Here is a 26,888-nt window from a genome sequence, read left to right on the forward strand (position 1 = left end):
GCGGAATGGAATCATCCTGGATTCCAAGTTCGCAGTGATGGCGATACGGGACCGGCCTTAGTCGATGGCACTTGCCGGCGCGATGCAGCTTTTGAGGGCTTGCACGGGCTATGCATCGAGGCTTTACATCCGTCGATGAATCGCAATGATAACGCGTGCGGCGCGTCATCGCCGCACGCCGCAATACGGCTCGAAATACAGCCGTCAGCATAGACAGAGAGGGAAATACGTGCGGCAGGTCAAAATGCCCGTGAAGGTTCTCCTGGCGGGATGCACAGGTGGAGCGTTGCTGATTGGCGGAACAGCTGCCAACGCGACAGCCCAGGTGAACCAGGCGACCAAGGCGCCCCAGGCAACTGCGGTCCAACCTCAGGCGAGGGACGCGATTCCCTGTCACAAATATCTGAAGAAGGCACACAAATATCGTTCGATTCTGACCTACGACACCGACGACGAGGGGCGCCCCTCGGGTGCCGTGGCGAGGAACCTGAAGCTGAAGGACAGGCCTCGCAATGACTGCCAGACGAAAGTCGGCAGTTGGGGAGGAGCAGGGCACGATGGTGCACACTTGATCGCCGCTTCACTCAACGGAACCACCCAGCGTGCCAACCTCGTGCCCACCACCGAGATAGTCAACAGGACTATCATGAAGGCTTTTGAGAACCAGGCCAAGAAATGCCTGAAGACAAATAGTCCGCACCGCCTCCAGGTCAACAACTACGGCGCGACCGTGTACTACCCGCGGAACAAGGGTGTCATCCCGAACAAGATCACCATGGTCATGGATGTGGCACGCGCGGGAACCAACAATAACGGCCATTTCATCGAGATGAAATTCAAGAACATAAAGTACACGCGGGGCGGTGCCCACAGGATAACGAACAAGCTCGCCAAGGACGTGAAGGCGGCCGGCTGTACGGGCAGGTGAGCAGCGTCCTCCGCGTAGCGTGGAAGCCGTGCAACGAACAACTGCCCTCGTCCGGCGCCGGCGCCGGCCTCAAGGTCAACGGCGTCCACTTCGTCCTTCCCGCCGACGGCGGTGCGGTCGTTCTGGCCTCGACGGACAGCGCGATGCACAACTGCGGTGACTGACGCCCCCGCCGACTGGGGCGGACGGCAGGGATACACGGACGTATTCCTGCCGTCCGCCCTCCGGGCCGTCCAGGACCTGTGCGAACGACGAGGCGGCGCGCTGGAGTCACTCACGTGCGAAGCCGTACCCGACACCACGGGCGACGTGGTCGTCGCCGCCACGACAGTGCTGCTCTTCCGCGGTCGCCGCTGCGTCTTCCGCCGAGGCATCTGGCCACCGACCCACCCCGCCACCACCCGAGCCGCCATCTACGCCTCCGTCCTGGAGGAGCGCCTGATGACGCGGGTACGCCCCCAACTCGGCGACGGAGAGCCGCCAATTGACCTGTGAGGGCACACACTCACAAGTATCGACTCAATGCCCAGCGCCTTCTCTCGGACGGAGTAGAGATACTGGAGCAGCAGTCCCCTGTTCAGCCAGTGGCGGGTCTGTCATGGCATACGTGCGACCGCCGCTCGCCGATCGGCGAGCAGGCCGAGACACCGCTTCCGCTGGGCCGCGTCCGTCGCCAGTTCCACGCCGACGTGGGCGAGGGCTGTCGCCGCGTCGAGTACGGCGCGGTCGGCTCCCGGGGAGTTGCCGTAGCGGGCGAAGGGTGCGGTGTGGTGGTGGGCGCCCCCGGTGTCGTAGCCGATGGTGGGGTGGAGTGCGGGCAGGACGTGGGAGACGTTGCCCATGTCGGTGGAGGCCATGACTTCGCCGCGGCGGTCCACGGGTTCGCGTCCCAGGGCCCGTGCCGCCCGGGTGTAGGCAGCGGTGAGGAACTCGTCCTGCTGCAGGTCGGCGAAGTCGGCTCCGCGCGGGGTGAGTTCGAGCTCGGCGCCGGTGGCCAGTGCCGCCGCCTCCAGGCAGGCCCGTACCCTGCGGCGTGCGTGGGCGAGGTCGTCGGTGGTGCGGGCGCGCAACTCGTAGCGTGCGCGGGCTGTTTCGGGGATGACGTTGACCGCGCTGCCGGCTTCGAAGACGACGTCGTGGACCAGGGTGCCCGGCGGCAGTTGCTGGCGCAGCAGCCCAACTGCGGTGTGGGCGAGGGTGATTGCATCCAGGGCGTTGACGCCTTCCCAGGGGGCGAGCGCGGCATGGGCGGGCTTGCCCCGGTAGAGGACGTCCCAGGCGCCAACGGCCAGTGAGGAGGCACCGACGGAATCCTCCGCCGCGGCGTGGGCCATGAACGCGGCGGCCACGTCATCGAAGACGCCCGCTTCCAGCAGCAGCGCCTTGCCGCCGATGTCCTCCTCGGCTGGTGTGCCGAGGAGTTTCACGGTGATCCCGGTGAGGTCGGCGACGGCGGCGAGGCCGAGGGCGGCGCCGACCGAGGCGGCGCCGTTGACGTTGTGCCCGCAGGCGTGCCCGATGCCGGGCAGCGCGTCGTACTCGGCGCACAGGGCCACCACCAGGTCGCCCGTGCCGTACGTGCCGACGAAGGCGGTCGGCAGGCCCGCCACTCCGCGGGTGACCTCGAACCCGGAGTTCTCGGCCAAGTCCGCTATCTTGGCCGCCGACTTGTGCTCCTGCATGGCGGTCTCGGGTGCGGCGTGCAGGCTGTGGCTCAGGGCTACGAGTGCTTGTCCGTGGTCGCGTACGGCGTCGGCGGCTAGCGCGAGGGCGCGTTCGCGCATCGGTGTGCTGGTCATGCGGTCCTCCCTGCATGGGCGACGCCGGCTTCGGGCGTAGGAGCCGCAGACGGATCGCGGAAGAGCAGGCCGACTGCGGCTCCGCCGAGTGCCACCACCGCGCACGCGGCCCACGCCCACTGGTATCCCCCGCCGGTGACGGCCCCGTGTGCGGTGGTGTGGCCGGCCCAGAGGGCCCCGATCACGGCGGCGCCGATCGCCGCGCCGAGCGAGAGGGCCATCTCGTTGACGCCGACGGACAGCGCGGTCTCGGCCTCGTCGACCACCTCGACCGACAGGGCTCGGGTGGCGGCTTCGAACATGCCGGTGGACAGGCCTACGAGCAGTGCGCCCACGAGGTACTGCGGGAGGGAGGAGTGCAAGAGGCACAGGCTGAGGAATCCGGCGGCGCCTACGCATCCGCCGGCCGCGAGCACGGCACGGTCGCCGATGGCACGGGCCAGCCGGGGCGTGAGGGTGGATCCGACGAAGCCGACGGCGACCATGCCGAGGGACACGAGGGAGATGGCCCGGGCGCCGAGTCCAAGGCCCAGCCCGTCGCCACCGTCCGCGGGATCGGTTCCGAGATACACGGCGTTGGCGCCGAGGAAGCCGATCGCGCCGAAGGCGATACAGAAGGTGTGCGCGCTGACCGCCGCGAGACGGGGATTGCGCAGCAGGCCGAGGTCGACCAGTGGATGCGCGGAACGCCGTTCGACCACCACCCAGACGGCCAGCAGTACGAGCGCCGCCACGATGGTGAGCAGGGAGTACGGCGACGCCCAGCCCCAGGACTCGCCTTCGGTGAGGACGAGCATCAGGGCGCCAAGTCCGGCGGTCAGGAGCAGTGCGGAGGGCGAGTTGAAGCGGCCGGCTCGAGGGGCGGTGCTCGTGGGGAGGGCGAAGGCGGCGGCGATCGCGAGGACGCAGAAGGGGACCGCGGTCCACAGGCCGGCGAGGGCGTGTTCGTCGCTGAGCGTTCCGGCCACGAAGCCGCCGGTGCCGATGGACAGGAGGAGCGCGCCGACCAGCATCGACATGCCGACGCGGCCGTGTTCGGGCGAGCGGGAGCGCAGGATGCCCGCCAGCAGGGGGAAGAAGCCGACCACCGCGCTCTGCGCCACCATGCCGACCGCGAGGGTGGCGGTGGTGGGTCGTGCGGCGATGAGCAGCGACCCGACGGCGACCATGGCGACGGCGATGAGCAGCAGCCGCCGATGCCCCCATATGTCACCCCAGCGCGACAGCAGCGGGGTCAGCACGGCGAAGGCGACCTGTGAGAGCAGGTACAGGTTGTTCTGCCCCACGCCGCCGATGCCGACATGACCGCCCACGACGGGCAGCAGCGGGGTCAGATATCCCTGAACGACACCACTGCAGACGACGATCACGATCATCGTCGCGATCAGTCCAGGGCCCCGGCTGATGGCACGCGTCACCGATCTCACCTTCTTCCCCTTGGCTGGTTTCCTTGGCTGGGATATGACGTGGTGGCTAGAGTGCGACCGGGGATCGAACGGGGTGAAGGAATGACGAGAACCGCCGGTATGTGAGGTCTTCTTGTTGGATTCGGTCATGGTGAGCGAGCTGGATCTCGCTCTCGTGCACGCGTTGCAGGTCCGCCCTCGGGCGCCGTGGACGGATCTGGCACCCCTCCTCGGAGTCACCGCGGTGACCCTGGCCCGCCGCTGGGAACGACTCACCGAGCAGGGGCTGGCCTGGGTGTCGGCGGTACCCGGCCCGGCCTTCTCCCGCAGCGGCTGCACGGCCTTCGTCTTCGTCCGCTGCGCTCCGGCGGCCCGGCAGCGTCTGGCCGAGCAGGTGGCGCGGCTGCGGGAGGCGGTGACGGTCGAACTGGTCGCCCCGGGAAGCGCCGACCTCATGCTGGACGTACTGGCCCCGGACCTCGCGTCCGTACACCGTTTCGTGAACGAGGACCTGGCCTCCCTGCCCGACGTCCTCGCCGTGGAGTGCGTCTTCGCCACATCGCTCTACGCCGAAGGCTCCCGCTGGCGACTGGGCTCACTCGACGCATCCCAGCTCTCGGTACTGGGCCGCTCCGGCACCACGACCACGGCAGGCGGTTCCATCTCCGACCTGACCGAGCCGGACCACGTACTCCTCGACGCACTGGTGAAGGACGGTCGGACACGGCTCGCGGAGCTGGCCGAGCTCATCTCCAGCAGCGCCGCCACCGTCCGAAGGCGGCTCAACCGCCTTATGGCGAGCGGGGTGGTGGCCTTCCGCTGCGACGTGGCCCCGACGGTGTCCGGACTACCCGTGGCCGTCACCTTCCGCGGCCGCGCCACGGCAAGCGACGTCAACCATCTTCACCGCACTCTCGCCACCCTGCCCGAATGCCGCCTGCTGGCCGCCGTCACCGGTCCCGCCAACGTCCTCGCCACCTACTGGCTCCGCGACATCGGCTCGGTGCAACAGCGCGAGACAGCGGCCTGCGCCCAGCTACCAAGCCTCGACATCACGGAACGCGTCCTCGGCATACACACCGTGAAACGGATGGGGCATCTGCTGGACGGTGACGGACGGCGGGTGGGGGTGTGCGCGATCCGGCCGTGGTGAGACGGGGGCCGGGGCGGGCCCCCATCCGCGCGCGACATCGCCCGCGCTCACGCTCCAGCTCACGCTCCCGCTCCCGCTCCAGCCGCTCGTGAACCCCGGTCTCAAGTCCCGCCAATCACGGCCGACTTGATCCAAACGCAATCCTCTGACGCCGGCCTAGGCTGCCCACCATCCGGCCGACGAAGGGACATCAGCCGTGGCTCACCGGACACCCGACGACGAACCCCAAGTCCTGCCGCCGGCGCTCGATTCCATGACCGTGCTGGTCGCCGCCGTCATCGTCCACGACCCGGCCACCAACCGCATCGTCCTCCTCCAACGCGGCCCGAACGCCAAGTTCGGCCAGGGCATGTGGGACCTCCCCGTCGGCAAGAGCGAACCGGGCGAACCCATCACCGAAACCGCCGTACGCGAGCTCTACGAGGAGACCGGCCTGATCGTCAAATCGGAAGCCCTGAAGGTCGCCCACATCATCCACGGCGCCTGGGGCGTGGAAGCCCCCACCGGCTTCCTCACGGTTGTCTTCACGGCCCACGAATGGACCGGCGAACCCGAAAACCGCGAACCGCACAAGCATGCCCAGGTCTGCTGGGTCGACGCTGATGCCCTCCCCGACGAATTCGTGAAGTCCACGGCCGGTGCCCTGCGGGCGTATCTCACGAACGGGCCGCGGATCACCCTGCGTGGTTGGCAGTAGGCAGACCTCCCGGCAGCGGACCACGTACACACTGCTGCACCGCGCCGCCCGGCGCGCAGGCGCGGAGGCGACCGCCGACGCGCAACAGGGTCAACCGCACCCCGATCCCTGACTGCACTCGCCCGTTCGCCCACTGTCCCCCGCCCTTCTCTTTTGTCTTCAGGGTGTGCATAGGGGTATGCAGAAAGGGATGTCGGGCCCGTGACCATGCCGAAGCAACCATGGTGGCCTGCGGTTACGGAAGTGGCGAGGCGGTGCCGCAGGTGACAGATGTCGAGAGGGATGTCGGCACAGTTGACGTGAGTGTTGTCGTGACAGTTGACGCGGGCGTTGGCGTTGATGACGCGGTACGGGACGACTGCGGCCCAGGCTCCCAAAGAGCAGTGCCAGCTCCGTACGAACTCTGGGCCGCTTGAAGGAACGCTCAGCGCGTCTCGACCCGTGCAAGTCCGCCCCGCCACACCGGAGTTCCACGCACAAGTTCAGGCGTCACCGAGTCGCGGCCCGACGGGCAACCGTCTCGAAATCCGAGAGCCAGCCCGCCTCCGTCGGTGCCAGGATGGACGACATCATGACGATGATCGACGGCGAGGTCGAGGCGGGGTTCGAACCGGTACGTGAGGCGTTCGAGGCGAACTTCTCCGAGCGTGGAGACATCGGCGCGGCGGTGTGCGTGTATCTGCACGGCCGACCGGTGGTGGACCTGCGGGGTGGCATCGCCGATCCGGACACCGGTCGTCCGTGGACACGGGACACGCTCCAACTGGTCTACTCGGCCACCAAGGGCGCGACCGCGACCGCGGCCCATCTGCTCGTCCAGCGCGGCGAGTTGGACCTGGACGCGCCGGTGGCGACGTACTGGCCGGAGTTCGCCGCGAACGGCAAGGCGGACATCCCGGTGCGCTGGCTGCTGTCGCACCAGGCGGGCTTGATCGCGCTGGATCAACCGGTCCCGCTGGACGAGGCGTTGGCCTGGGATCCCATGGTGGCTGCGTTGGCCGCGCAGCGTCCCCTTTGGGAGCCGGGCACGGTGCACGGGTACCACGGTCGGACCTGGGGCTGGCTGGTCGGCGAGGTGATCCGCCGGGTGTCCGGCCGCACGCCGGGCCGCTTCTTCGCCGACGAGATAGCCGGCCCGCTCGGGCTGGACTTCTTCATCGGATTGCCGGCCTCTGAACGCGCCCGGGTCAGCCGCATGGTGTACCAGCAGTCGGAGGTCGACCTGACCGCCGTGCCCATCGAGGCGATTCCCGAGGCGTTCCGCGAACTGGTCGCCGCGATGAGTGACCGGAACTCCTTCTTCAACAGGGCGTTCGCGGTCACTGACCCTGCCGAGATCGACTTCAACTCGCCAGAGGTGCAGGCCGCGGAACTCCCTGCTTCCAACGGCATCGGCACCGCTCACGGACTGGCGCGCATGTACGCCTCGCTGATCGGCGAGGTCGACCGCGTGCGCCTGTTCACCCCGGAGACCCTGGAGTCGGCGACCAAGGAACAGGCCGCCGGAAAGGACCAGGTGCTGCTGCTCCCGAGCCGCTTCAGCTCCGGATACATGCTGCCCACCGAAGACCTCCCGATGACCGGTTCGAGCGCCTTCGGCCACATGGGGCGAGGCGGCTCACTCGCCTTCGCCGACCCCGAGCACGGCATTGCCTTCGGCTACGCCATGAACAACATCATCGAGGGGGCCGAGGATGTGCGTGCGGGCACGCTGGTCGACGCGGTGCGCAGGTCGCTGACGTAGTTGCGGAGCGGCTGCGCAGTCAGCCCAGCCCCTTTCCCGGAAGCCCACGTCGTCGACTCACGGGTGAGCTGACGCGGGTTACGCGGGGTTACCGCTCTTGACGGGCTCTCGTGCGCTAGATCACGCCACTTTGATCACATTCGCGTTGCGCCTGCAACGCGTGACACGAGAGGATGTTCGAGGAGCTGTGAGCCATGAGTGACGCAGGATCACACCATGGCGATCGAACAGCCCTAGCGCACAACACACTTACGGGGGTGGGTGAATGAAGTTCGACATGGGATCGACGACCCTGTCGGAGCTCGGCAAGAGCACCGTGGGCTCGAGCGAGGACCTGGGCACGCTCATCAAGTGGCTGATCCAGGCGGCGGAGCCGCTGGAGGGGAAGTTCAACGGGGCCGGAAAGGCGGCGTTCGACCGGTTCAAGGTGCATGCCGATGAGATCACGAACGATCTGAACGGCTCGCTGGGCGCGATCCTGGGCGGTCAGTCCGGCATGGACACCGCGTTCGGCTCCGGTGACGTGGAGCTGGGGGACAACGCGCACCACAACATGGGTGCCGCCAACTTCGATGCCGCCCGTTTCGGCGCGCGTTGACGGCATTCGCCGTCCAAGTTGCCTTCGCTATCACCGTTTTCAAGCTTTCGAGCATGCAAGGGGGAGTCTGACCGTGGCTCAGAACCAGGACCGCCGTTCGTACGACACCGGTGCCTCCAGTGAAGTACAGGTCAGCCTGGCGGGCGTGATCGGCCAGCTGGAGCGCGTGCTGACCGACCGGGACCGCGCGGTGAAGGCCGCGATGGCCGACTTCACCGCGGACGGTGTCGCCGACGACTACCACGGCAAGGAGGTCCGCTGGCACAGCGCCGCGAGCGAGGTCCGCGAGATCATCCGGCTGGTGCGCACGACGCTGGAGCAGAACGACGGGACCGCGCAGTCGACGCTGGCCAAGGCTCGGGCGGCCGTCGACAACATCGGCTGACCGGTGCCGTATCGGCACAACTGCCCAGCAGATGCAAGGGTTTCAACGGGGGTTTGGCGTGACGCGGTGGGACATCTCCTCGTCCGGCGTCGAGTTCGTGACCTCGCTGGTCGAGGACGCGATGGACGACGTGGCCAAGGACGTGAAGGCATACGGCAAGGACGTGCAGAGCGCGGCCGGTTCGGCCGGCACCATCGTCGGAGTGCATTGTGGGGCCGTCCCGACCGGTCCCATCGAAGCCGCGCTGACGCTGTTCGTGGAGAAGACCGCGGGTGACGTTCTCTTCCTCGGTGTCCGGGCGGCGAAGTCGGTGAACGGTGCGCGCGAGGCCACCGCGTACTACGTCGTCGGGGATCTCGACATGGCCGCCACGACGCAGCACAAGGCCCTGGCCGCGCCGAAGATCGACCTGCCTGGTCAGGGTGGCGGCTCGGGGCAGGGCAAGGGGGACGGGAAGAAGTGATCAACCCGTCCGGTATCCCGCAGTTCACCGGCGACTTCGAGCAGTTGGACAAGGACGTCTCCGGGCTGCGCAGCGACGCGATCGGCATCCGCAACGGCGGCATGGACGTCCACTCCCGCTTCCAGATGCTGGGGGCCTACTACACGGCGCCCGAGGCCGACGACTTGTTCGCCACCACGCAGCCGGTCATGGACAAGGCCGACACGTTCGCCACCGACCTGGAGACGGTGGCCGACGCCCTGGACACCTTCTCCATCGAGGCACGCCCGTTGGCCAAGCGGCTGGAGCAGCTCAAGACGGATGCGCTCGCGTTCGTCGGGAGCGTCGACGGCGACGACGACTGGACCGAGGACGACGACAAGGTCCACCGGAACAAGGAACTCGTCGACGACGTCACGGCCACGCAGCTCGCTTTCCAGGAGGCGGAACGCAGGGCGGCGAGCAAGATCTCGACGATCGTGGGCGGGCCGAAGTTCGTAGCGGACCACGGCAGCGGTTTCTACGACCTCAACACGGTGAAGTACGGCTACGACCGCGATGTCCTAGATGGCGCAAAGGAGTTGCCCTGGGGCAGCGTGGACGAGCAGAGCTACGAGGCGTGGAGCCTCGGCTGGTTCGGGCACGGCGCCAAGAGCTTTGTCTGGGACGGGATTTACCACGACGGCATCGAAGCCGGCGTCAGCGGGCTGTGGACGCTGGTCGGCGGGAACGGCTCCGATGCGGCGGGCGACGCCTGGGGCGGCCTGAAGGACGTCGTCACCGGCATCGGCCTGTACACCGCCACCCCGTACGACGCGGCCATGGACTGGGCCTTCGGCCCGGACAAGGAGAGCGCCGACGAGGTGCGTGCGAAGAAGGCGGCGAAGGAGTTCGGCAAGTCCCTTGTCGCCTGGGACCAGTGGCAGGAGAACCCGGCCCGTGCCGCGGGGACGACCGTCTTCAACGTCCTCACCCTTGGCGTCGGCCCGCTGTCGGTCGTGTCCAAGACGAGCGAGGTCGGCGCGGTCGCCAAGAGCGCGGGCGTGGCCGCCAAGGTCGGCGAGTTCATGGACCCGATCTCGGTGGGCCTCAAGGCGACCGGCAAGACCGTCAGCGCATTGCCTAAACTCTCCGACCTCACCTCACAGATCTTCAAAAGCGCGGGCGCGTCGGCCGACGCTAGTCGCGTACACAGCGTCATCGAGCTCGAGGACGGCTCCAAAGTCGTCGTCGAAAACGGTGAGTTCATCGCCTATGACAAGCACGGCGATGTCAGGGGTCCCCATCCCTACAGCACACCCAGCGCCCACCGGGATGTGCACGAGCCTGGCGCAGTCGAGCGAGAGGGTGGCTTTCCGTCTGGCGACCGCGAATTGGTCGGTGCCGGCGCACGGAGCGGCGAGGCCGGGGGCCACGTTGGTGACAGTGCGTCCCCGCAGTTCGGTCACAGCGCCGACGGAACAGGCGGTGGGAGTGAGGAAGGACACGGGCACTCCGGTGAACCCGGGGGCGGACACACCATTGGACACGAGAACGCTGGCGGTCAAGATGGCCACCCCGGTGACGACGGACCCGACGGTGCCAGCCACGGGCATGGCTCCGGCGGCGACCATGGCGGGGCTGACGGCAATCCCCCCGCTCCACCCCACGGCCCCTCGCCCGATGGTGAGGGCCGGCCCATGGTCCGCGGAGGGGAAACAGAGCAGCAGATCCTCGACGCGGTCAAGGGTATTCCGGGGAAGAAGCGGCCGAAGCCGAACGTCCTTGACAGGGTGTTGGACAGGCTCGCCACGGAGCCCGACGGTCAACGAGTCGCCGAGATCATCGGCTCGGGGAAGTTCAACCAGAGCGACGAATACGGCCAGGTCGTGTCGTCCCTCGGGGCAAACCGAGCGCAGATGTTCCAACCCGGCGCCGACCAACTCATCTTCGCGGACGATCTGGCCAAGAGCGGCGTCCCCCCGCACACCATCGACTTCGAGCAGAAATACCCGCCCGGCGCCGACATGGACATTCGCATCGCCGACGATTCCGGTGACGTCTACGCCTACCAGATGAAACATCTCAACGACCCCCAGAACCCTGTGGGCGAGATGACGAGGGGTAAGTATCTGCTTCAGTTGGCGAAAGCCGAAGCCGACCACCACGTCCTGCTCGTGGACGGGGGCCGGGGGACGCGCGCGGACTGGATGGCCAACGGCTCCTACGATGCCCTCATGGACATCCACCGCGGCGGGCGCGGACCGAAGGGCGAAGGCATCACGTTTGTCGTACGTCTTGAGGACGGAAACCTCGTCATCCCGCCCGGAAGCAAGCTCGACCCCAAGGACATGCTGTGATCACCTCTGAAGCCATCGGCGACTGGAATTGGGAAGTCACGCCGAACGCTGACGGAATCCGGCCCGTACGCGCCGCGGAGACCGCTGTTGCGGTCTGGAATGTACTGGCCGGGAACGGGCTGGCTATTCCCGTGGGCAAGACCAGCGTTTCGGTCCGGTCAGTGGGTGACAGTCGAGACGTTCGTGTCCGGGCCGATGGTCTGAGTCTGGAACCGGATCCGCTGTCCGCTGAAACAGCCCTTTCGCGTGCGGTGGCCGAGGCCGATTCACTCGAAGGCGATTTCGTCTTCGATGTTCGTATCGAATGCCCCGGCTACTGGCTGGAACGGGGAGTCAAACACCGGGCGGAGAAACTGTTCGTCATCCGGGTGGAGGCCTGGAAGAAGAGCCTGCTCGTAGTGACATTGGAAACGTACACCGACGCGTGGTTGACGATGGACACGCGCGACCGGGAGCAGTCGGAGCTCTACACGGAGAACGCGCCTCGGCTCGCCGCTGCTCTCGAGGGCATCTCAAGCCTGCTCGGCATTGCTCCGACGCCGGGCGACCCGAACCGCCACGCGACTCCCACCGAGACGGGTTTCGAGGATCCCAGAATCGAAGGCCCTGCCTACGACGATTCCTGGGGCACCTTCGAGGTCCCGACCCGATCGGGTCTGCTTCGGTCCGGAATTCCAGCCTCTGAGGACGAGTACCAGGAGATCACCGACCACCCGGTTCGCTACTTCACGGTCCAACGTGACGGACAGACTGTAGGTTTCCTGTGGGCCTCGGCCGGCGACGAGGCGGCGGGCTACGAACCTCGAACCGCCGCCGGGGACAGGGCATTCGAGGCGGGCTCGGAATGGCTGCTACGCCTGCGGACCGCCCACAGTTGTGGGCTCAACGCTCTCGCAGCACTGACCTGGGCGGCGCAGAACCCACCACGTCCGGAGATCGATTTGATCGTCGAGAAAGCCCCTCAGGAAGCGCCGTCGCTGGACTTCCTCGAAGATCTGTCGGGCAGGTACTGATCCTCGTGGTGTCGTCGTCCGCTTCAGAAAACAGAACGTGTCCCCCACGCTATGCCTTCCCCACCGACGACGTGGCGGAGGCCCTTGCAGTAATCAGCGAGAGCCTGACCTGGGCCGTGGAAGATCTCGAAGAGGTGCCCCGAGGGTCCAGGGCGCGTTCAGCGTCTCGCTCACCCTGGCCGAGTCTTCCTGCGTCTTGGACCCCACGGCCCGCGACCTCACCACCGGGGTTGCATGGGTGACGGCCATGCACTCCGGATCGGCGCTGTTCGAGGACTGTTCGTTGCACGCCACAGCGGCATCGACGATGTCACGTCGATCGTCAAACAGCGCGGGTGGAGTGATCGAGTTGTCTGGTATCCGTGACGTGAAACGTGTCGTCCGGATGATGCCGCCCGATGCGGAGGCTGCTGCCGTGCTGCGGGAGTGGGTCAAGCAAGCGGACTCGCTTCTGGACGTTTCGGCACTCGACCTGTCTCGGGCCGACCTGTCCGGTGCCGATCTCGCCATGTCGCTCCTGACGCAGACGGTCCTGCGAGGCACCAAACTCGTCGGTGCCGACCTCTTTCGGGCGCATCTGGAAGGCGCCGTGCTCGACAAGGCCGACCTCTCCGGCGCATCGCTGGTCAAAGCTGAACTCGATGAGGCTTCCCTGCGCGGCGCCACTTTGGACGAAGCGGATCTGGGAAGCACCGAGCTGTGGGCGGTCGACGCCCGGTCAGCCCGCTTCAGGGCGGCGAAGCTGGATGGCGCTTCCTTGATCGACGTCAGGTTGGAGGGCGCCGATCTCAGCAACGCATCAGTGCGTGAGACGTCCTTGAAGGTAGTCCTTGACGAACACACAGCCGTAAAGGGGCTCTCCGGCACCCTCTTCGGCCCTGCGGTCATCGACCAAGCGGGCGTACGACGCGAGATCAACGGGCTGGAACTCGAACAGTGGCTGAACAGCCGCGGAGCAAACGTACGTGTTCTCCCCCCGCACTCCGGTGACATCACCTACTACGCCAAGTTCAGCGAGGGCTACTCACGCAGCAATCCTCAGGGCATCGTCAGACGCCGCATCGCCAACGGCGTGGCGCATGACGAGGCATTCACCCGGAATCTGCGCTGGGAACCGACCGAGTACCTGCGGCTCTACGAGCTGGGGCACAACGAGGTCGACCACGTGGAGATCAGCGCAGCGGAAGCGGCCGCATTCGTGGAGAAAGTCATGGAAGAGCGCTCATAGCCGGCGGCAGGCACAAGTTATGACAGTCGCGAAACGAAGGGCGGATGGCGAATAGCCGTGGCAGCGCAGGATTACGACAATCAGCTCTTGGAGTCGGTCTCCGTCCGCCGCCGTCGTCTTCGCGACGCCCTGCTCTTCGGTGCGCAGCGGCAGCGGCGGTCGCTGGACGAGCGGGTCGGGAAGGTGTTCGCCGGAGTGGTGATCGCGGCCGTGGTGTGTGCCGGGTGTGTGGGGTGGTCGTTCGTGTCGCATCGGGTCATCGGGAAGAGCCCGTACGGCACTTCCGTATCGCCGTCGTCCCCACCGGCCCTGACGCCGTCGTCTTCGCCTTCCGATGTCCCTTCTGCCCGGTGATAGGTTCGAACGCGTGATAGCCACGGGGTCTTTGAGTCGTTCCGCGACCGGTAGTCGTACGGCGCTCACCCGCATCACCTTGGTCGGCGAACGACGTCGGATCGACCTCGTACTGCCCTCGCGCGAACCGGTCGGGATCCTGCTGCCGGAGATCATGCGGCTGCTGGACGACCGGGTGGGGGCGCGACCGGAGTTGCGGCATCTGGTGACCGCGGACGGCTCGGCGCTGGCCCATGACTCCACGTTGGAGTCGGCCGGAGTTCCCGACGGGGCCGTGCTGCGGCTGGTGCGGGTCGAGGACGCGCCGTCGGCTCCCGTGGTGCACGACATCAGCGATGAGGTCGCCGACGATCTCGACGTACGAGCGTGGCGGTGGCGGCCTGCGGCGCGACGCATGGTGGCCGGGCTGAGCACCGTGATCTGGGCGCTGGCGGCCGGCGTGCTGGCCCGGGGCGGGTTCGCCCTGTCGGCGGTCGCCGGGGGGCTGGTGGCCGTGGCGGGCGTCTGCGCGGTCGCCGGGGTGCTGTGCGGACGGATGCACAAGCGTGGGATGGCCACCACTCTGATCGCCACCGCGGGTGCGCTGGGCGCGCTCGGGACCTGGACGGCCGCGGATGCCTACGCCTGGTCCGGCGCGGCCCGGTTGACGGGTGTCGCGGGGGCCGGGGCCGTCGCGCTGTTGCTGGCCGGGTGGTGCACTCCGCTGGGGCGTGGCGCGTTGATCGGCGCCGGGGCGCTCGGCGGGTGTCTGGTGCTGTGGGAGGCGGTGATCGCGCTGCAGGGCGGTGCGGGAACCGCCACGGAGCAGGCTCGGGCCGGTGCGCTGGTCGCCGTCGTCTGCCTGGTCCTGCTGGGCGTGTTGCCGCGGCTGGCGCTGTTGGCGTCGGGGATGACCGGGCTGGACGACCGGCGCACGGGCGGGGTGTCGGTGAGCCGGTACGGCGTGGGCACCGCGCTCGCGGCCACGCACCGCGGGCTGGCGCTCGCGAGCGTCGTCCTCGCCGCCTCCGCGGCCGGGGCGGGTGTGCTCGTACTGCATGCGGTGTCCGTGTGGACGGTGCTGTTGGGCATCGCCGTCGCCGTGGTGCTGGCACTGCGGGCGCGCGCGTTTCCGCTCACCGCCGAGGTCGTGGTGCTGCTGCTGGCCGCGGGGGTCGTCGCGGTGCGGCTGGTGGTGGTGTGGCTCGGGCAGGCCCCGGCGGCGGGTCCTGTCGCTGTGCTCGCGCTGTTGGCGGTCGTGCCTCTCGTGGTGCTGGGCGTGGAGCCGGCCGAGCACGTGCGGGTGCGGCTGCGGCGGGTTGGTGACGTCCTGGAGTCGGTGGCCGTGATCGCTCTGTTCCCGCTGGTCGTCGGCGTGTTCGGGGTGTACGGGCGGCTGCTGGGCACCTTCGCGTGAGCGCGCGGGGACCAAGGACGTAGGGATCGACATGGCTCAGGGAGGGGACTGGCAGCAGGACCTGCTGCGCGAACTGGCCGACGGCTCCCAGGAGGATGCGCCGCCGCCCTCGCGCCCGGATGCGTCCGACGCGATTCCCGGTGCTCCCCTGCGAACGGGAGCGGCCGCGGATGCGCAACCTGGCGCCGAATCGCTTCCCGCAGCGCCTGCGGTCCCCCGGCCACCCCACGATCCGCGCGTGGTCGCTGCGGCCCCCGAGTCCGTGCCCACCGTCGACCCGCGGCTCGCCATCGCGTTGGGGCGCCCGCAGCACGGCGACTCGGTAGCACGCCGAACCAGCCGGTCGCTGCGCAAACTCACCGCATCGGCCGGAGGGGACGTCGCCGAGCAGACGCGCCTCGCGCAGGAGGTGCAGCAGCCGGTCACCACCGGCCGTGTCATCGCGGTGACGTCGATCCGCGGCGGCGTGGGCAAGTCCACGGTCTCCGCGCTGTTGGGACGCACCTTCAACCACTACCGGCACGATCCGGTGCTCGCCCTGGAGGCGGACACGGCGCTGGGCACCCTGCCGGTGCGGATGGGCGCCGAGTCGGTGCGCTGGTCGTGCGGCGACCTGGCCCGGATCCTCACGCCCGCCATGCAACTCACCGACGTCACCGGCTACTTGGTGCCGGTGGCCGACGGCGGCTGGCTGCTGCCCGCGGGCCAGGGCCGCGTGGGCGCACCGCTGGACGTGCACACGTACCGGACGGTGACGCTGGCGCTGCGCCGCTACTTCGCGGTGACGGTGGTGGACTGCGAGAGCCTGCCCGGCGAGGTTGCCCGTACGGCGATGGACACCGCCCACGCCCGCGTCGTGGTCGCGCCGATGACCGCCGAGGGCGTCAACGGCACCCGCCAGGTCCTCGACTGGCTGGCCCAGCTGCCGCACTCCGCCCTGGCCACGACGGTGGTCGCGCTCAGCGCCGCCTCGCCCGACACCACGCTCGACGCGAAGGCCGCCGCCGCGCACCTGCGGGAGCCCGGCGTACCGGTGGTGCTGCTTCCCTATGACCGCCATCTCGCCCAAGGAGGCCCCATCCACACCGCCATGCTGGGCCAGGACACCCGAACCGCGGCCGTCCGGCTGGCCGCCGAGGCCATGCAGCGGGCCGTGAGGATGCGATGACCCAGCAGCAGATCCACCGCCCGGCCCGCAGCACCCGCCCGCTCGCGCCCGCACCGCCCCGCACCGTGGAGGCACCCCCGAACCTGCCCGAGGGCAAGATCGGCAACGCGGCCACCGCCCTGCTGCCGATGGCGGGTGTCATCAGCTCCGTCGTGATGATGACGATCATCCGCAACAGTCAGTTCGCCGCGCTCGGCGCGCTCGTGCTGGTCGTGGCCCTGCTGGGAGCGGTGGCGCTGTTCCTGTCCCAGCGCGGCAAGGCCCAGCGCACCCGGCGCGTCCAGCGCGAGCGCTATCTGGAGTATCTGGAGGAACTGCGCGAGGAGTTGAGCAGCGCCGAACGGGACCGGCGGCAGCTGGCGCGGCTGCTGAACCCGCCACCGCAGGCTCTGTACGACCTAGTGCGCGACCCGGCCCGGCTGTGGGAGCGCCGCCGCCAGGACGCCGACTTCCTGCAGGTGCGGGCCGGCGCCGGCGACATCCCCGTGCAGGAGCTGGCCATCGGCCAGAACAGCACCGGCGGGGTGCTGACCCCGCCGGACCCCTTCATGCTCAACGAGGCCCGTGCCCTGCAGCACCGCTTCACCACCGCCTCGGACTTCCCGCTCACCGTGCCCCTGGACCGTGCGGGAAACGTCAGCGTCGTCGGTGACCGGGAGGGCGTCCTGCGCGTCGCCCGGGCGCTGCTGCTGCAGACGGCCGTGACGCATGCGCCGGACGACGTGGCCCTCGCCCTCGCCACCGCCGACGAGACCGCGTGGCAGTGGGCCAAGTGGCTGCCACATGTCCTTGACCCGCAGTCCTACGACGGCCGGGTTCCCGCCCGCCGGATCGCGCCCGACCTGGCTGAGCTGGCCCGTCTGTGCACGCCCGACCTGCGACGGCGCGCCGCGTACGCCGCCGAGGTGCGGCGCGGGCTGGCAGGCCGGGACGCACTGCGCCTGGCGGCCCGGCTCCTGGTCGTCAACGACACATACGGGGACACCGCGATCGAACTCCCGCGTCCGGACTCGGCCGTCGGGCTGGCGGAGATGGGCGTGACGGTGCTGCATCTGCTGGAGCAGCAGGTGCACGAGCCGGACGAGGTCAGCGTGCGCATCACCGTCGACGGTGACCGGATCGCCGTGGACGACCTGCGCACACCCGGCGCCACCGTCGCGCACGGCACCTGCGACGCCGTGACCGGCCCCGGCGCCGAGGGCATCGCCCGCATGCTGGCCCCGCTGCGGCTGTCCGCGGAGTCTGCCACCGAGGGCACCCCGGTCGCCGGACCGGTGGACTTCCCCGCCCTGCTCGGCATCGACGACCCGGCCGCCCTCGACCTCACCCGGCTGTGGGCACCGCGGAGCGAGCGGGACTTCCTCCGCGTCCCCATCGGGCTGACGGACCGTCATGAGCCGGTACTGCTGGACCTGAAGGAGTCCTCGCAGCTGGGCATGGGCCCACACGGACTGTGCGTGGGCGCCACCGGCTCCGGCAAGAGCGAGCTGCTGCGCACCCTGGTCCTCGCGCTGACCGCCACCCACTCCCCCGAAGACCTCGCGCTGGTCCTGGTCGACTACAAGGGCGGCGCCACGTTCGCGCCATTCGCCGAACTCCCACACGTGGCGGGCGTGATCACCAACCTGGAGAACCAGGCCGGGCTCGTCGAACGCGTCCACACCAGCCTGGCCGGCGAGGTCAAGCGCCGCCAGCAGGTCCTCAAGGACGCCGGGAACGTCGCGGACATCGGCCACTACGCCGCCCTGCGCGCCACCGAGCGCCCCGACCTGGAGCCTCTCCCCCACCTGTTCGTCGTCATCGACGAGTTCGGCGAACTCATCACCGCCAAGCCGGACTTCATCGACCTGTTCTTGTCCATCGGCCGGATCGGTCGCTCCATCGGCGTTCACCTGCTGCTCTCCAGCCAGCGCATCGAGGGCGGCAAGCTCAAGGGCCTGGACACCTACCTGTCGTACCGGCTGGGTCTGCGCACCTTCTCCGCCGACGAGTCCCGCACGGTCCTCGACACGACCGACGCCTTCCACCTGCCGCCGCTGCCCGGCTTCGGCTACCTGAAGGTCGACACCTCCACGTACGAGCGCTTCAAGGCCGGTTACGTCTCCGGCGCCTACCGTGGCCCGGCCCTGCTCGAGCAGGCGGCCGACACCCGGTTGGCCTGGCCCGACCCGACGTACCACACGGGGCAGGAGGAGGCGGAGGCACCGGAAGAACCCGCCGCCACCCGACGCGAGACCGGACCCACCGTCCTGTCCGTCATGGTCGACCAACTCGCCACGGCAGCCCCGCCTGTACGACGCATCTGGCTGCCTCCGCTGCCGGATGCCGTCACCCTGGACACGGCCGCCGGGCCGATGCGGGCCGGTACGGACGGCCTGCGCCTCACGCACGACGACGGCGTGCTGCGGGTCCCGCTCGGTGTGCTGGACGACCCGGCCCGGCAGTGGCAGCGGCCGTGGCTGCTGGATCTGACGGTCGCCGGCGGACACGTCGCGGTGATCGGCGGACCACAGTCTGGCAAGACCACTCTGCTGCGCACGCTCACCCTCGCGCTGGCCCTCACCCACACCCCGGACGACGTCGCCGTCTACGGCCTCGACCTGGCCGGCGGCGGCCTGTCCGCCCTCGCCGGGCTGCCGCACGTCGGCGGCATCGCGGGACGCGCCGACCACGAACGGGCCGCCCGCACCCTCGCCGAGGTGCGCACCATGCTGGCCGAGCGCGAGGAACTCTTCCGCGAACTGGGCATCGACTCCCTCGACCAGCTGCGCCACCTCCGAGCAGGCGGGCGACTGCCGCATCTGGGCGCCACCGATATCGTGCTGCTCATCGACGGATTCGGCGCCCTGCGCGATGAGTTCGCCGACCTCGACGACGCCGTCGCCGACCTGCTCAAGCGCGGCGGAGGCTACGGCATCCACGTCGTGGCGGGCATGCTGCGCTGGAACGACGTCCGCATCGCCACCCAGTCGATGTTCGGCACCCGCGTCGAGCTGCGGCTCAACGACCCGACCGACTCCTCCATCGACCGCAAGCTCTCCGAGACCCTCTCTCCCGACACCCCCGGCCGGGTGCTGACCGACGGCAACCTGTTCGCGCAGGTGGCGCTGCCCCGCATCGACAACCACCCGGACGCAGGCGACCTGGGCACGGCCCTGGAGCGCACCGTCCGCACGATCCGTGCCTCCTGGCACGGCGAACTCGCCCCGCCCGTACGGGTCCTGCCCACCCGCCTGTCAGCCGCGAAGCTGCCCTCCCCCGCCGCCGAACCCGCCCGGATCCCCCTCGGCGTCGACCAGGACGCCCTCGCCCCGGTCCTTCTCGACCTGTTCGGCACCGACCAGCACCTGCTGATCCTCGGCGACAGCGAGTGCGGCAAGACCAACCTGCTCAAGCTGATCGCCACGCAGCTCGTCGAGCGTCACTCGGACAAGGAGCTCGTCTTCGGCGTCTTCGACCCGCGCCGCGGCCTGCGCGGAGTGGTTCCCGAGCCGTATCGCGGCGGCTACGCACACAACGCCAAGCTGGCGAACGCACTCGCCACCGGCATCGCCGCAGAACTGGAGAAACGCCTGCCGGAGACCGCCGATCCGGACGCCCCGATCACCACCGAACCCGCCTTCGACGGACCGCGGATCGTCATCCTCGTCGACGACTACGACATCCTGACCACCGCCGGGCAGCAGCCGCTGGCGCCCTTCCTTCCGTACCTCTCCTCGGCCCAGGACATCGGCCTGCACTTCGTCCTCGCCCGCCGCACCGCCGGCGCCTCCCGCGCCCTGTACGAACCTCTGCTGACCACCCTGCGTGAGACCGGCACGACGGCCCTGGTCATGACAGGCGACCGCACCGAGGGACAGCTCTTCCCCGGCCTGTACGCCTCCCAACAACCCCCCGGTCGCGGCACATTGGTCCGCCGCGGACGCCCCCACCAGCTCATCCAGACCGCCCTGAGCGCAGAAGAGGCCCACCAAGAGTGACCAAGGACGTCATCGCCCTCACCCCCAAGATGCCGGACCTGAACACCCTGCTGGCAGGCCTCTACGCCGGCGGCCCCGACCTCTCGGTGAACACGACGGCCGACGGCGCCGTCGTACAACTCTGCTCCCCCGACGGCCGCCCCCTGGTCTCCATAGAGGCACCGATCCTCGTCCAGGTCCCCGGCGAGACCGCCCGCCTGCTGGACTGTGCCGTGTCCGACGGGCCCGTGTGGTGGACCGAGGCCCGCGCCTCCACCGCCGTCGCCGAGGCCGGACGCCTCGCGGGCTCCTTCGCCGGACGACTGGCCACCGTCCTGGGCGGCACGGTCTGGCCCCCCGAGGCCGCCACCACCGACGTCGTCCCGCTCACCACCGACATCTCCGCCGTACCGGTGCCCGCCACCGCCACACCCGCCGTCGACGTCCTGACGACAACCACGGCCGTGGTCATCCAGGACCGCCCGCTGGTCCCGCTGACCAACTGGCTCTCCGACGCCCTGCGCACTGCGACCGCCGCCGACCGCGCCCTGCAGATCGTCACGCCCCCCACGACCCGCCTGACCCTGCCCACCCGGACCGCCCTACGCGGCCTGCCCAACCGCTGGGTCGTCCAACACCCCGAACACGGCTACTACGACGGCCTGTCCGGCGCCGTACTCCACTGGAAAAACGGCACCTTCACACCCGTACGCGACGAGCACGGCACCGCCCGGGCAGCCGAGGCGTTCAAGACCGCCACGGACACAGGAGAACGCCAACTCCTGCTCACCCTGCGCACCCGCCACCCCGCTGACGCCGACCTCATCCTCGGCCGCGCCCTGGAAACCGTCTACCGCCACCTCACCGACGGCCCACCTACCGGATGGAGCACCGCCGAACCGGTCAACCTCCCCTGGTCCACGTACCAGTTGACGGACCTCGCCCGCTCCCGCGCACCACAGCCCACCATGCTCATCGCCATCGGCCACCCCGACCGCCCCGCCCTCGCCACCATCCGCATCCTGCGCACCCCGGCAGGCGTCGAGGAGGACATCACCCTCACCCTCGGCTACAGCAAGGACGAAACCCCACCCCTGGACTCGATCGAACCCCTCGCCGCGGTCCTCGCCGCCGAGCACGGCCTCACCACCCTGCTCACCTCACTCCGCGCCGCCCGCCGCGACCTCACCGTGCCGCCACACGTCGAAGCCCCACCCATCCCCGTCGCACTCACCCTCGGCCACGACGAGATCCAGAGCACCGGCCGCACCCGAGCCGAACACCCACCCCTCGGCCCCACCCCCACCAAACTCGGCCGCGTGACCGAACACGCCCTCCACTACTCCCTCGGAGACGGAACCGGCCCCCAGGCCTGGACCACGCTCCAACAGCTCACCCACCATCTGAAGCAAGCGTGATCATCCGGTCGAGCGGTGCTCGAGACGGCAACAGTCCGGTCCCCGATCGGGTGGCCAACTGCGAAACCGGCCGTCCCCCGGGGCATTGCCGGTAAGGCCGCAAACCTGCCACTGGCGATGAACACCGTGCCGGCCAGCACCGGCACGCCCGCAGAGGAAGCGGGCCACAGGCCTATGCGAAGCGTGTCCATTCCGGGTCCCTCGGACGTGCCGGACCGTCCCACACCAGGGCCTGATCGACGAGACCGGGCACCTTCTTGTCCTGGTGTCCGTCCGCGTACTCCACTCCGCGGTTCTCGTACAGGGCATCGGCGACTTCGATGAGGTAGTCGGTGAACGACGGCCACACGCCCAGCTTGGGGATGCCGGCCTCTTCGAAGGTTCCGATCCGTCCGTAGCCGGGTCCTGGAGTGCAGTCCGTGAACAGCCCGTACAGACCGCTGCGGTCGGTCGCGGCGAAGGCCAGGTACCGCACCATGGGGTCGTCCGGCCGGCCGATCGTTTGAGGGCCTTCATCCCAGTACGGCAGTTGCTGCACCGGAGGAATCCCATGCTTCCTCGGCAACAGCCAGGCTGTTTCCTGTCCTTGCGGGGGAAGCCCGGTCTCGGGTTCGGGTGTCCAGCCGAAGTCCGCAGGGTGACCGGTGCCGTTGCGAAGGCGGTAGAAGGCCTTGAGGCCCGGTGGCATGGTGAGGTCGAGTTCCTGCTCGACCTCACGGATGTCGGCCTCGGGGGCGGGCGGGGGAAACATCCGGTAGGAGCGTGGAGCGTGTTGCCTCAGCCACACCTCGATCCTCGCCCAGGCGCCCGCCACGGCCTGCTCGTGCTGCTGACCGTCAGTCATGCGCACGACCCTACGGGTCTCCCGCGCACACAACTGTGGCCCGCACCACGAGCGATTCGGATGCCGGCGGGCCACCTCAGTCAGTGCCTCCCTCCGGACGGCGCCGCCCTCCGGAAACGTGGCAAACCTCTCCCGTTCCGCTCGCACCTCAGCCCAAAGAGCAAACCGTTCAACCCGGCGCTCAAGCGGCCGGCGCAGCAACCGGCTCCGGGCGCGAAGGAGAAGCCGCAGCGCTCGAGGGAGTACGAACACGGCCACCTGCCCGAGCTGTGGTCGCAGCTCGCCGAAGTCGTCAAGCTGAGCACCGATCGGCAGGTCGGACCCGTGTTCCAGCAGATGCTTCAGCGGAATCCGTTTCAGAGTTGGCACGTGGCCGGGCCATACTGCAACGGCACGTCGATATCGAGCGCCGACCTCCAGGGGCACCTCAGGGCCGCCTACTCCACCACACGCGGTACGGCAGGCTGTCCAGGGCGCATCCCAGATCCGCGTGGCGGAGATCAAGGAGGACATCCGCTGGGCCGCCGCCGCCGTGGAGAACTGCGCGGCACACACATCCCCCTGGAGCCGCCCGTGGTCATCCACATCTGGTCCACGGAGTCCCTGGCCGCCGAGCTTCGCAAGCTGCTGGAGGACACTGAGGACGGTAGCGGCCCTGCCGACGCCGGCGACTACTCCGGCCTGATCAAGGAACTGACGGCCCTCGGCGTCATGACCGAACGCGCAAGCGGCACCGTGGATCTCCCCGCCGTCCCCTGCCCTTCTTTTGTCTTTGGGCGAGCGTAGGGGTGTGCAGAGCTGACCGTGACGGAGACCGGGCTGCTGTTCCTGCAGGACGTGCGCCGCCGCGGGGAGTTGTGCCGGCCACTGGACTGGCTGTCCAAGGTCTACCACCCTGTGGGCGGTGGTGAGGCCGTCATCCCTGACGCGCTGCTGTACGACCGGCATGGGCCCGCCGACGGGGATGGGGCGATGATGCGGGCATTCGTCGAGGTCGACCGGGCCACCATGGGCCCCGAACGCCTGGCCGCCCAGCAGTAGGACCTCTTAGGCCACACGCGCGACGAACAATTCGAACCGGTATTCCTGCTCGCTGACCGCGGCCACCGTGCTGAGGTCATGCGCGAGTAACACCCATGGAGTGTGCTTGGCCTGCCAGATCGAGGAGAACCAGGCCTGCGGCAGGCGGAACTCCATCCAAGGGGCGAGTTCCAGTTCCGTGTACAGCAAGGCCGACGTGTGGAAGCCATGCGACGGAAGGAGCTCCTCCACCCAAGCGTTCAGGGTTTCCTGGGAAACCTCGTCGCTCAGTGTCGCATTCGGCTCAGTGGACATGTCCCAGAAGCCCCGCACGGCTTCCATGACCCGCTCGGGCACACCCGCGGAGGACAGCGTGTGCATGGTGACGACCTCTGAGGCATCACGCAGCATGCGATCCAGTTCCTGGCGCTCTCGCCGCTCCCTGAGCACACGCTGCAACTCGCTAACCACCGCATTTGCCCCATTCGTAGTAGAGGTGGCCGACGGCGTCGCGGCGGATCTCCACCGGACCGAAGGCGCCAACGACACGGTCATCGAGGACTGCCGTGAGGACCGCGGCCGGCCATTCGCTGTACGGGCGCACCGGTCCGCCAGGGTCGTGGCAGGAACGGGCAGCGAAGTTGTGGAGCTGGATCCGGACCGCGTCCGTGGGCATGGCTTCGGGGCCGAGGGGGCGCACGACGCGGACGCCCACCACGCCGTGCTCGGCGGCGAGCTTTGACGCGAGTTCGGCGGCTTGGCCGACGACTTCTGCCTGATGGCAGTAGGCGAAGACTTTGATCGTGCCTCGGCCCCGTCCGGAGAGGGTGGGGACCAGGGTGCGGTCAGGTTGGTGAACGATGCCGTCGGTTAGCACGGCCTCGTCCTTCTCCCTACTCCAGCACCGGTCCTTGTCGTAATGAAGGAAATTTCGGTCCGTGGCGGCCGCGGTGCGGATGTCCTCGAAGAGGCCGGCTGTCAGGGCGTGCGGGTGGACGGGGCCGAGGGTGGGCACGATCGGCGCGGTCAGCACAGTCGTAGCCAGACCCAGCGGAAGAACATGGTCGGCACCTTAGTGGCTCTCGACGCACGGCTCAGGTCCTGGCGGCTTCCCGTCAGGACTGAGTGCAGTGGCTCCCCACCGCCGAGGATAATCGGGGGGCGACGGCAACGGGCTGCCTGATCAGAGCGGCAGTTCAGCCAGCATTACCGCGAACACCGGGGAGTCAGGGGCGGCCCTCTGCTCCCCCACCTTCTTGAAGCCCCAGTCCTCGTACAGGGCTTGGACCCTGGGATGTGTGACGTCCACCAGGAGAACGGCGAGATCCTCGCCCCGGTCCTCCAGGAGAGCGCGAGTGAGGCGATCGGCCAGGCCCTGCTTCCGGTACGCCTGCCGTACGGCCAGTTCGGAGAACGCGAAGGTGCGGAACTTCTCAGGTGCCGGGTCGACGTACTCGCGCCACCATTCCCGGCCCTCAACTGCCGGAGCTCCGTAAGCGAATCCCACGGCAGTCTCATCGTCGAACGCAATCACGCAGGCGTAGCCCTCCCGCGAGCCCCAGTGGTCGACGTACCACGCGAACTTCTTTCGAAAGTCGTCGATCTGCTCGCCCTGGGCGTCCCGGTGGATGTCGATGATCGTCTGCCGGATCTGCGGCAGGTCCTCACGGGCGAAGAAGCGGAGGTCCAGGTCGGCCATCAGGGTCAGCTCCATTGGGCTCGGTGACGGTCTCCCCACTGTTGTGCGACCGAGGCATCGGGCGCAAGGGTGATCAAGTCGCGGTAGAAGTCGCCGAGCAGGGATCGCATCCGGCCCGGAATCGAGTGCCCGGACATCAGCCCGAACACCTCAGACGCCGTTGCGGTGGCCTGCTCGACGTCCCGCTGGTGGACTTGGCACAGGGCGAGGCGGGCGGTGGCCAGGGCCCGGTTCCTGGTGAAATGTTTCGGGATGCTGCGCAGCGCCTTGTGGGAGGCTGCCTCGGCCTCGTCGGAGTCGCCGACTCTGTCTCGGGCGATGGCCGTCATGGCGTCCAATTCGGCAGTCCCGTAAAAGCCCACCCAGCTCGGCCGGCTCGCGTCGTGGGTCGACTTGCCCAACGCCTCCCGGGCGTAGCCGAGGGACCTGATGGCGGCTTGGCGGTCCCCCAGGGTCGCGTGAGCCAGTGCCGTACGGGCGTGCGCGAGGGAGCCGTAGAAGGAATCGCGGCGGGCCACGGCAGTCGCCTGGGCCGCGTAGCCGGCATCCACAGCCTCGGTGAACTGATCGCGCTGGTGGGCAAGCATCGCGTACGAGTTCCAGACCCTCAGCTCGGCGACGGGGTCCTTGGCCATCCCGGCGAGGTACAACGCCCGGTCCAGGCGGCTGCGGGCCCGGTTGAGCTGGCGGCCGTCGATGGCGGCCCAAGCGGCCGTGGCGGTGTAGTTGGCGGCCACCGAGAACAGCCGCTGCCGGACCCGTTGGGAGGCGGCAAGCCTGACCTTGTCGAGGGTCTCGTCCGCTCCTGCCAACGCGGCTCGCTCCAGGGCCTCGTGGCCACCCCAGGAGGCGTCCAGGGCCATCAGGGCGTCCAGGCCCGAGCGGAGCCTGATCACGTCGGAGGTGCCGATCACGGTGGGCCGCGAATCCAGGGGCATGACCACAGCGGCGGCCGTGCCGGTGGTGGCGGAAAGGAAGTTCCTGCGCCTCACGGGTGACTCCGGTTCGCTGGCTGTTCGTCTCGCCGATGGCGGGCTGAAGCCCAACTCATCGGCCGTGCATCCGAATACTGCCTCTAAGGCTTCCCGCTGACGGGGGTGGGGCCAGCGAGTTTTTCCGTTCAGCCAGTTCCGCACCGTGCGGTCGCTCACCGTTCCGTCGCATCCTCGAGAGCGCAGGAAGTCGTTGACCCTCTCGGCCAACTCCGCCTGCGTAAGGCCCAGCTCGGCCATAACGCTGCCGAGACGCGCGTTCCCCTCCACACACTCACGGTAGCCACTGAGGCCCCGTCAGTAAGT

At 68.8% G+C, this 26,888-nt stretch carries 26 protein-coding genes; 19 read left to right on the forward strand and 7 right to left on the reverse strand.

Annotated features, from left to right (window positions below):
- Positions 1 to 145: 145 nt before the first annotated feature.
- The 3 genes from ACGFYN_RS32405 to ACGFYN_RS32415 are packed head-to-tail and all read left to right on the forward strand — an operon-like array spanning position 146 to position 1,423.
- Positions 146 to 928, forward strand: a complete 783-nt coding sequence (locus tag ACGFYN_RS32405; RefSeq protein WP_393869473.1) for a DNA/RNA non-specific endonuclease — start codon at positions 146 to 148, stop codon at positions 926 to 928.
- Positions 925 to 1,092 (forward strand): hypothetical protein, encoded by a 168-nt coding sequence (locus ACGFYN_RS32410; protein ID WP_393869474.1) that lies wholly within the window; start codon positions 925 to 927, stop codon positions 1,090 to 1,092. The genes ACGFYN_RS32405 and ACGFYN_RS32410 overlap by 4 nt, the downstream gene beginning before the upstream one ends.
- Entirely contained in the window at positions 1,085 to 1,423 is a 339-nt protein-coding gene (locus tag ACGFYN_RS32415) for a hypothetical protein (RefSeq protein ID WP_393869475.1), read from the forward strand. The genes ACGFYN_RS32410 and ACGFYN_RS32415 overlap by 8 nt, the downstream gene beginning before the upstream one ends.
- Positions 1,424 to 1,524: 101 nt before the next feature.
- Here the strand turns inward: ACGFYN_RS32415 and ACGFYN_RS32420 are convergent, their stop codons facing one another.
- Positions 1,525 to 2,727 (reverse strand): amidohydrolase, encoded by a 1,203-nt coding sequence (locus ACGFYN_RS32420; protein WP_393869476.1) that lies wholly within the window; start codon positions 2,725 to 2,727, stop codon positions 1,525 to 1,527.
- Complete coding sequence (locus ACGFYN_RS32425; protein WP_393869477.1) at positions 2,724 to 4,145, reverse strand: MFS transporter; 1,422 nt, start codon at positions 4,143 to 4,145, stop codon at positions 2,724 to 2,726. Before ACGFYN_RS32425 ends, ACGFYN_RS32420 begins: the two co-directional genes overlap by 4 nt.
- 136 nt (positions 4,146 to 4,281) lie before the next feature.
- Between ACGFYN_RS32425 and ACGFYN_RS32430 the strand changes: the two genes are divergently transcribed.
- The 14 genes from ACGFYN_RS32430 to ACGFYN_RS32495 all read left to right on the forward strand — a co-directional run bounded on the left by ACGFYN_RS32430 (position 4,282) and on the right by ACGFYN_RS32495 (position 22,027).
- On the forward strand, positions 4,282 to 5,286 hold the full coding sequence (locus tag ACGFYN_RS32430) for an Lrp/AsnC family transcriptional regulator (RefSeq protein WP_393869478.1): 1,005 nt from the start codon (positions 4,282 to 4,284) through the stop codon (positions 5,284 to 5,286).
- Positions 5,287 to 5,482: 196 nt separating this feature from the next.
- A complete protein-coding gene (locus ACGFYN_RS32435; RefSeq protein WP_393869479.1) occupies positions 5,483 to 5,983 on the forward strand; it encodes an NUDIX domain-containing protein in 501 nt (166 codons plus the stop codon).
- 571 nt (positions 5,984 to 6,554) lie between these two features.
- Positions 6,555 to 7,727, forward strand: coding sequence for a serine hydrolase domain-containing protein (locus tag ACGFYN_RS32440; protein WP_393869480.1), 1,173 nt, complete (start codon positions 6,555 to 6,557; stop codon positions 7,725 to 7,727).
- A 265-nt stretch (positions 7,728 to 7,992) separates the two neighbouring features.
- Entirely contained in the window at positions 7,993 to 8,325 is a 333-nt protein-coding gene (locus ACGFYN_RS32445; RefSeq protein WP_384249005.1) for a hypothetical protein, read from the forward strand.
- A gap of 73 nt (positions 8,326 to 8,398) precedes the next feature.
- On the forward strand, positions 8,399 to 8,710 hold the full coding sequence (locus tag ACGFYN_RS32450) for a pore-forming ESAT-6 family protein (RefSeq protein WP_384249008.1): 312 nt from the start codon (positions 8,399 to 8,401) through the stop codon (positions 8,708 to 8,710).
- A 58-nt stretch (positions 8,711 to 8,768) separates the two neighbouring features.
- Positions 8,769 to 9,173: a DUF6507 family protein gene (locus ACGFYN_RS32455; protein ID WP_393869481.1), complete on the forward strand. Its 405-nt coding sequence runs from the start codon at positions 8,769 to 8,771 to the stop codon at positions 9,171 to 9,173.
- Entirely contained in the window at positions 9,170 to 11,491 is a 2,322-nt protein-coding gene (locus ACGFYN_RS32460; RefSeq protein ID WP_393869482.1) for a hypothetical protein, read from the forward strand. Before ACGFYN_RS32455 ends, ACGFYN_RS32460 begins: the two co-directional genes overlap by 4 nt.
- Positions 11,488 to 12,504, forward strand: a complete 1,017-nt coding sequence (locus ACGFYN_RS32465) for a hypothetical protein (RefSeq protein WP_393869483.1) — start codon at positions 11,488 to 11,490, stop codon at positions 12,502 to 12,504. Before ACGFYN_RS32460 ends, ACGFYN_RS32465 begins: the two co-directional genes overlap by 4 nt.
- A gap of 247 nt (positions 12,505 to 12,751) precedes the next feature.
- On the forward strand, positions 12,752 to 13,732 hold the full coding sequence (locus ACGFYN_RS32470) for a pentapeptide repeat-containing protein (protein ID WP_393869509.1): 981 nt from the start codon (positions 12,752 to 12,754) through the stop codon (positions 13,730 to 13,732).
- Between the two features lie 57 nt (positions 13,733 to 13,789).
- On the forward strand, positions 13,790 to 14,086 hold the full coding sequence (locus ACGFYN_RS32475) for a hypothetical protein (protein ID WP_393869484.1): 297 nt from the start codon (positions 13,790 to 13,792) through the stop codon (positions 14,084 to 14,086).
- A gap of 31 nt (positions 14,087 to 14,117) precedes the next feature.
- Positions 14,118 to 15,482, forward strand: a complete 1,365-nt coding sequence (gene eccD, locus ACGFYN_RS32480; RefSeq protein WP_393869485.1) for a type VII secretion integral membrane protein EccD — start codon at positions 14,118 to 14,120, stop codon at positions 15,480 to 15,482.
- Between the two features lie 31 nt (positions 15,483 to 15,513).
- Positions 15,514 to 16,650 carry a CpaE family protein gene (locus ACGFYN_RS32485; protein WP_393869486.1) on the forward strand — a complete coding sequence of 379 codons (1,137 nt, stop codon included), beginning with the start codon at positions 15,514 to 15,516 and terminating at the stop codon, positions 16,648 to 16,650.
- Positions 16,647 to 20,630 carry a type VII secretion protein EccCa gene (gene eccCa, locus ACGFYN_RS32490; RefSeq protein WP_393869487.1) on the forward strand — a complete coding sequence of 1,328 codons (3,984 nt, stop codon included), beginning with the start codon at positions 16,647 to 16,649 and terminating at the stop codon, positions 20,628 to 20,630. Before ACGFYN_RS32485 ends, eccCa begins: the two co-directional genes overlap by 4 nt.
- The gene (locus ACGFYN_RS32495; protein WP_393869488.1) at positions 20,627 to 22,027 is read left to right on the forward strand and encodes a DUF6177 family protein; all 1,401 of its coding nucleotides are present in this window, start codon (positions 20,627 to 20,629) and stop codon (positions 22,025 to 22,027) included. Before eccCa ends, ACGFYN_RS32495 begins: the two co-directional genes overlap by 4 nt.
- A 172-nt stretch (positions 22,028 to 22,199) precedes the next feature.
- On the opposite strand, the gene ACGFYN_RS32500 is transcribed toward ACGFYN_RS32495, so the two are convergent.
- Complete coding sequence (locus tag ACGFYN_RS32500) at positions 22,200 to 22,871, reverse strand: SMI1/KNR4 family protein (RefSeq protein ID WP_393869489.1); 672 nt, start codon at positions 22,869 to 22,871, stop codon at positions 22,200 to 22,202.
- Here ACGFYN_RS32500 and ACGFYN_RS32505 point away from each other — a divergent pair.
- The gene (locus ACGFYN_RS32505; protein ID WP_393869490.1) at positions 22,851 to 23,657 is read left to right on the forward strand and encodes a hypothetical protein; all 807 of its coding nucleotides are present in this window, start codon (positions 22,851 to 22,853) and stop codon (positions 23,655 to 23,657) included. The two genes, ACGFYN_RS32500 and ACGFYN_RS32505, sit on opposite strands and share 21 nt — an antisense overlap.
- Before the next feature lie 18 nt (positions 23,658 to 23,675).
- Positions 23,676 to 23,912 carry a replication-relaxation family protein gene (locus ACGFYN_RS32510; protein WP_393869491.1) on the forward strand — a complete coding sequence of 79 codons (237 nt, stop codon included), beginning with the start codon at positions 23,676 to 23,678 and terminating at the stop codon, positions 23,910 to 23,912.
- 6 nt (positions 23,913 to 23,918) lie between these two features.
- Here the strand turns inward: ACGFYN_RS32510 and ACGFYN_RS32515 are convergent, their stop codons facing one another.
- From ACGFYN_RS32515 to ACGFYN_RS32530, 4 genes are all read right to left on the reverse strand, one after another.
- On the reverse strand, positions 23,919 to 24,302 hold the full coding sequence (locus ACGFYN_RS32515; RefSeq protein ID WP_393869492.1) for a hypothetical protein: 384 nt from the start codon (positions 24,300 to 24,302) through the stop codon (positions 23,919 to 23,921).
- A gap of 52 nt (positions 24,303 to 24,354) precedes the next feature.
- Entirely contained in the window at positions 24,355 to 24,924 is a 570-nt protein-coding gene (locus ACGFYN_RS32520; protein ID WP_393869493.1) for a hypothetical protein, read from the reverse strand.
- A 150-nt stretch (positions 24,925 to 25,074) separates the two neighbouring features.
- Positions 25,075 to 25,590, reverse strand: coding sequence for a GNAT family N-acetyltransferase (locus ACGFYN_RS32525; protein WP_393869494.1), 516 nt, complete (start codon positions 25,588 to 25,590; stop codon positions 25,075 to 25,077).
- Between the two features lie 5 nt (positions 25,591 to 25,595).
- Positions 25,596 to 26,582, reverse strand: a complete 987-nt coding sequence (locus tag ACGFYN_RS32530; protein ID WP_393869495.1) for a hypothetical protein — start codon at positions 26,580 to 26,582, stop codon at positions 25,596 to 25,598.
- Between the last annotated feature and the right edge of the window lie 306 nt (positions 26,583 to 26,888).

It is taken from the genome of Streptomyces sp. NPDC048419, from assembly GCF_043200415.1.
Classification (GTDB): Bacteria; Actinomycetota; Actinomycetes; order Streptomycetales; family Streptomycetaceae; genus Streptomyces.

Bases quoted from the DNA above. Each gene is read 5' to 3' on its own strand.
- ACGFYN_RS32405 (WP_393869473.1), top strand. From the start codon at position 146: ATGATAACGCGTGCGGCGCGTCATCGCCGCACGCCGCAATACGGCTCG.
- ACGFYN_RS32420 (WP_393869476.1), bottom strand. From the start codon at position 2,727: ATGACCAGCACACCGATGCGCGAACGCGCCCTCGCGCTAGCCGCCGAC.
- ACGFYN_RS32430 (WP_393869478.1), top strand. From the start codon at position 4,282: ATGGTGAGCGAGCTGGATCTCGCTCTCGTGCACGCGTTGCAGGTCCGC.
- ACGFYN_RS32440 (WP_393869480.1), top strand. From the start codon at position 6,555: ATGACGATGATCGACGGCGAGGTCGAGGCGGGGTTCGAACCGGTACGT.
- ACGFYN_RS32445 (WP_384249005.1), top strand. From the start codon at position 7,993: ATGAAGTTCGACATGGGATCGACGACCCTGTCGGAGCTCGGCAAGAGC.
- ACGFYN_RS32470 (WP_393869509.1), top strand. From the start codon at position 12,752: ATGCACTCCGGATCGGCGCTGTTCGAGGACTGTTCGTTGCACGCCACA.
- ACGFYN_RS32485 (WP_393869486.1), top strand. From the start codon at position 15,514: ATGGCTCAGGGAGGGGACTGGCAGCAGGACCTGCTGCGCGAACTGGCC.
- eccCa (WP_393869487.1), top strand. From the start codon at position 16,647: ATGACCCAGCAGCAGATCCACCGCCCGGCCCGCAGCACCCGCCCGCTC.
- ACGFYN_RS32500 (WP_393869489.1), bottom strand. From the start codon at position 22,871: ATGACTGACGGTCAGCAGCACGAGCAGGCCGTGGCGGGCGCCTGGGCG.
- ACGFYN_RS32515 (WP_393869492.1), bottom strand. From the start codon at position 24,302: ATGCTGCGTGATGCCTCAGAGGTCGTCACCATGCACACGCTGTCCTCC.
- ACGFYN_RS32525 (WP_393869494.1), bottom strand. From the start codon at position 25,590: ATGGCCGACCTGGACCTCCGCTTCTTCGCCCGTGAGGACCTGCCGCAG.